Origin of the sequence: Microcystis sp. M079S1 (genome assembly GCF_020246425.1) — a bacterium.
Taxonomy (GTDB): domain Bacteria; phylum Cyanobacteriota; class Cyanobacteriia; order Cyanobacteriales; family Microcystaceae; genus Microcystis; species Microcystis aeruginosa.
In genome coordinates this window covers 1-4,006 of record NZ_JADBSZ010000184.1, presented here as the reverse complement: position 1 = coordinate 4,006, position 4,006 = coordinate 1, and the positions used below count along the sequence as shown (strand labels likewise).

3 protein-coding genes and 3 pseudogenes are annotated in these 4,006 nt (G+C 45.5%); 4 read left to right on the top strand and 2 right to left on the bottom strand.

Annotated elements, in window-relative coordinates:
- The 3 genes and pseudogenes from IM456_RS12155 to plsY form a co-directional block, all read left to right on the top strand.
- Positions 1-205: pseudogene (locus IM456_RS12155) on the top strand (RNA-guided endonuclease InsQ/TnpB family protein); the annotation flags it as partial.
- 91 nt (positions 206-296) lie between these two features.
- Positions 297-992, top strand: coding sequence for a 3-oxoacyl-ACP reductase FabG (gene fabG, locus IM456_RS12150; RefSeq protein WP_287692749.1), 696 nt, complete (start codon positions 297-299; stop codon positions 990-992).
- 69 nt (positions 993-1,061) lie between these two features.
- Entirely contained in the window at positions 1,062-1,718 is a 657-nt protein-coding gene (gene plsY, locus IM456_RS12145; protein WP_149986946.1) for a glycerol-3-phosphate 1-O-acyltransferase PlsY, read from the top strand.
- Between the two features lie 148 nt (positions 1,719-1,866).
- Here the strand turns inward: plsY and IM456_RS12140 are convergent, their stop codons facing one another.
- Positions 1,867-2,763, bottom strand: a complete 897-nt coding sequence (locus IM456_RS12140) for a transposase (protein WP_287712779.1) — start codon at positions 2,761-2,763, stop codon at positions 1,867-1,869.
- 693 nt (positions 2,764-3,456) lie between these two features.
- On the opposite strand from IM456_RS12140, the pseudogene IM456_RS12135 reads away from it, so the two are divergent.
- Positions 3,457-3,861: pseudogene (locus IM456_RS12135) on the top strand (steroid 5-alpha reductase); the annotation flags it as partial.
- 21 nt (positions 3,862-3,882) lie between these two features.
- Here IM456_RS12135 and IM456_RS12130 read toward each other — a convergent pair.
- A pseudogene (locus IM456_RS12130) lies at positions 3,883-4,006 on the bottom strand (zinc ribbon domain-containing protein); the annotation flags it as partial.

The window sequence follows — 4,006 nt, the reverse complement described above, 5'->3', positions numbered from 1 at the left end:
TTGTGGCGCGATTACCGGCAAAAAAGCGTTATCGGAAAGAGTTCACCGGTGTGATTCTTGCGGTAACATCGAACCAAGAGATACGGCATCAGCAAAGGTAATCGAGAACCGAGGAAAAAACGCGGTCGGACTGACCGTGTTAGAAAACGCTTGCGGAGGCGATTTGACGGGGATCGACCGGGTTAAACCAGGTCGATCTAGTTAAAAGCCTAAGAACCGAGAATCCCCCGCTACACCGCGCGAGCGGTTAGCGGGGGAGAGTCAAAATTGGAGCGATCGATTATATATCAATCAATATGAAAGATAAACGGGTATTGCTGACCGGCGGTACGGGAGGACTGGGTTTAGGAGTCACTCCGGCGGTTTTAGACCATGGCGGTCATCTAACCATGACCTATCGGGAGGAAAGGGAGGTGGGTCGTCTGAAATCTCGGCTGAGTGCGGCGGAATTTGAGCGTATTCGCTTTGTCAAGGTGGATTTAACCCAAGAAACTGCCGTGGCTAGATTAATTGATGATCTCGGTCGGGTCGATGTTTTAATTCATCTAGTCGGGGGTTTTACCATGGGGGCGACGGAGGAGTTTAGCTATGAAGATTGGCTAAAAATGTTCGATTTAAACCTCCATAGCACTTTTTTACTGTGTAAACACTGTTTACGCTCGATGAAACTTCATAACTATGGTCGTATCGTCACTATCGGTTCTCGTGGTGCCGTACAACCCGGGGCGAATTTGGCCGCCTATTGTGCCTCGAAAGCGGCGGTAGTGGCTTTAACCCAAGCGATCGCAGAAGAAACCAAACAGACTAATATTACCGCTAACGTGGTTTTGCCCAGTATTATCGACACTCCGGGCAACCGGGAAGCGATGGGAGAGACAAATGCCAAGGACTGGGTAAGTCCCCAATCTCTAGCCGAGGTGATCTGTTTTCTGGCAGGGGAAGGGGCGAAAGACTTGCGCGGGGCGGCAATTCCCGTCTATGGTTCCCTGTGAGTGTTTTTTTGTCTTCAGGCTGATACACTGATAACGGCGCTCGCTCTCGCTAAAAATTGGGGTTAATTTATGCTTATTCCGATTCTTATCAGTCTTAGTATCTTACTTTTATCCTATCTGCTCGGTTCGATTCCCACGGGTTATTTAATTGGTAAATACAGCAAAGGTATCGATATTCGTGACTATGGTTCCGGTTCCACTGGGGCTACCAATGTGCTGAGAACTCTGGGAAAATCTGCTGGGGCGACGGTATTATTAATTGATATGTTAAAAGGAATGACGGCGGTGGCCCTGGTACGAGGACTATATTTTATGGATGTCAATCCTCTCCCAGAAAGTTGGTATTACTGGTTAATTATCGGGGCAGGATTGGGGGCAGTCATCGGTCATAGTAAATCGATTTTTTTGAATTTTAGCGGGGGTAAATCCGTCGCCACCAGTTTAGGGGTTTTATTAGTGATGAATCCCCTAGTGGCTTGCGGAACTTTGGCGAGTTTTTTAGTTATGCTCGCACTTTTCCGGATTGTTTCTTTAGGTTCGATTATCGGGGCGCTGGTGGTGAATATTTTAATGGTTGTTTTGGGTCAACCTCTCCCCTATATTTTATTTAGTTTGATGGGGGGCATCTATGTGATTGTTCGTCATCAGGGTAATATTAAAAGATTGTTGGCAGGGACGGAACCGAAAATAGGACAGAAAGTACAGCAATCATCGGAAGTAAGTTAAGGACACCTCGAATAAAAGATTTTGTTAACAAAGTGTTGGTCGAGGAAATCTCCTCGATATACAGTGGTAAAGGGGGAATAATTTTAAATGACTAACAAGGCGCTCTGTCAGTCAAAATCTGCCAACCTAATCTGTTATCTTCCTGCTGCTAGACACACTGACCCCCGGCTAGGTATGACTCCTGTTTCTGCCAGAACAGATAACGCTTGAGGTTGTACACCCAATTCTTGAGTCCGATTTGTGCCCCGACCCGCTCTAGTGCAATTCCCCTCATCAATTTTCCCCCCATACTGATTACCCATGCCCCAAAGACGTGTTCTACCTTCGCTCTGGTTTTTGATTTCTCTCGATTATTGGCTATTTGTTCCTGACTGAGGGGACGATGGCGATAGGCTCGTTCATGGATTTGACTAATGTGACCGAGAGCTTCCAGACCCGCCGACCTGTTCTGGCTACGATAGGCACTATCTGCCCAAATCTCATGGCCTTGATTGTCTGGGTTTAACACTGCCCCCAACTGCGGATTATCCTGCCACTGTGGGGGAATTTCCCTTTTTTTAATCTGCTCGTTCTCTTCTTGGCTATTCCTCTGAATCGCGACTGGCACTAAGGTCGCATCAATAATCTGTCCCCCCTGAGCTTCATACCCTGACTCTCGCAGAAATTCCTCAAATTCCTCAAAGAGCCTCTCTATGAGCCCATGTTTCTGAAGTTTTTTCTCCCATTTGTCCACTGTGGTTCCATCGGGAATCTCCGCCCCCTCTTCTAGTCCCACAAATCTTCTCAAGGAAGCGCGGTCATGGGTTTGATACTCTAGTTGCTCATTGCTGAGATTGTAGAGATATTTCAGGACTAGCATTTTCAGGAGTACTATTCGGTTGATGGGTTTGCGACCAGCTTGGCTTTTCCTGTTGGCCAGATCGAGAACCTCCAGCCGAACACTCAATCTTTGCCACGGTATCATTCGGTTCAAGTCTTGTAATTTGTCTTGGCGCTCTTCTAGCCTTGACTGGCGTTTTTTGACTCTCCCCTGTCTTTTTACCATTTTCGTCGGCTCCTAAGGACTATCCCCTCTAGTTAAAGGCTTTTTGCCCCATCAGTCTCTGGTTTTTAGAAAATCTTTCGATTTTTCGAGGCGCCCATTAGATTACATTGACAAAGCTTGGGAAATTATACCCAATTACGAAGCAGCCATACATGATAGGGGAATAGCGCTGAGAATGTTGAAAGAGCAAGGAAATCATCATTCAGAACCATAACAGTCTTTCTTTTCGTCGTCGGGGATAAATTATCCTTAAGAGGGGCAACCACAGGGGGGTTGCCCCGACATCTTGATATAACTGGACTTCCCCCATACAGAAATACCAAAAAATCAACAAAACCCTTACTGCATGAGGCTTCTCAGAAAAAATTGACAAGCCGCCACTGGGTACATTTTCCCCTTGAAAATGGCTGTACCATTGACTCTATCTAGAGTAGAGCGATTCCGTAGAGTTGGCTGTATGGTGATCGCTAACCTGATGATCAGCGATGATGTCATTAATCTCTAGAGCAGGATTCCCTCTTTAGCCATGTTTTTGATGGTTTTCTGCGCCGAAACAAGCTATAACGATGGATTTTAACAACTTTCCCCGACCTTTCTTTTTTATTCTCAAGCGATGTCAAAGACTGGATGAAACGTTAGTAGTTATAATTGTTTAGTGCTCGATCGACCAGATTGATTTCTACTTTGAAGAAAATGAAGATAAAACACGCGATTAATTGCCATAAATTCCTGACTTTTCTAATTATACTGGGCTTAATGGCTTTTTATAATAATTTTACCCCGCTCGCTTGGATATACCTTGCCCTGCACGGAACTTACGGTCTTATGTGGTTGCTCAAGGATAGATTATATCCGGATCAACAATGGGAAAAAGAAATATCGGTGGCTATGGGAATATTTACTTTTATCGTTCTCGGTTTATATTGGGCTGCCCCTTTTATTATTATTAGCGAGAAGGTGACGGCCACCGCTCCCTTAATATCCGCGGCCATAGCGATCAATATTGTGGGGGTATTTCTCCATTACGGTAGCGATGCCCAAAAGTATTTTACCCTTAAATATAGGGAAGGATTGATCACCGAAGGTTTCTTTAGTCGTTGTCTTGACATACTCCCACCGTCAAGCTACGCTGTGACGGGGGATTCTTGACCTATCACTATCGGAAATTCCTTGTTCAACGAGACAGCTTAGATTCTCAATGTCTCCATTAAGAATCCAGAGACCGGACTCTCCCAAGGCGTTT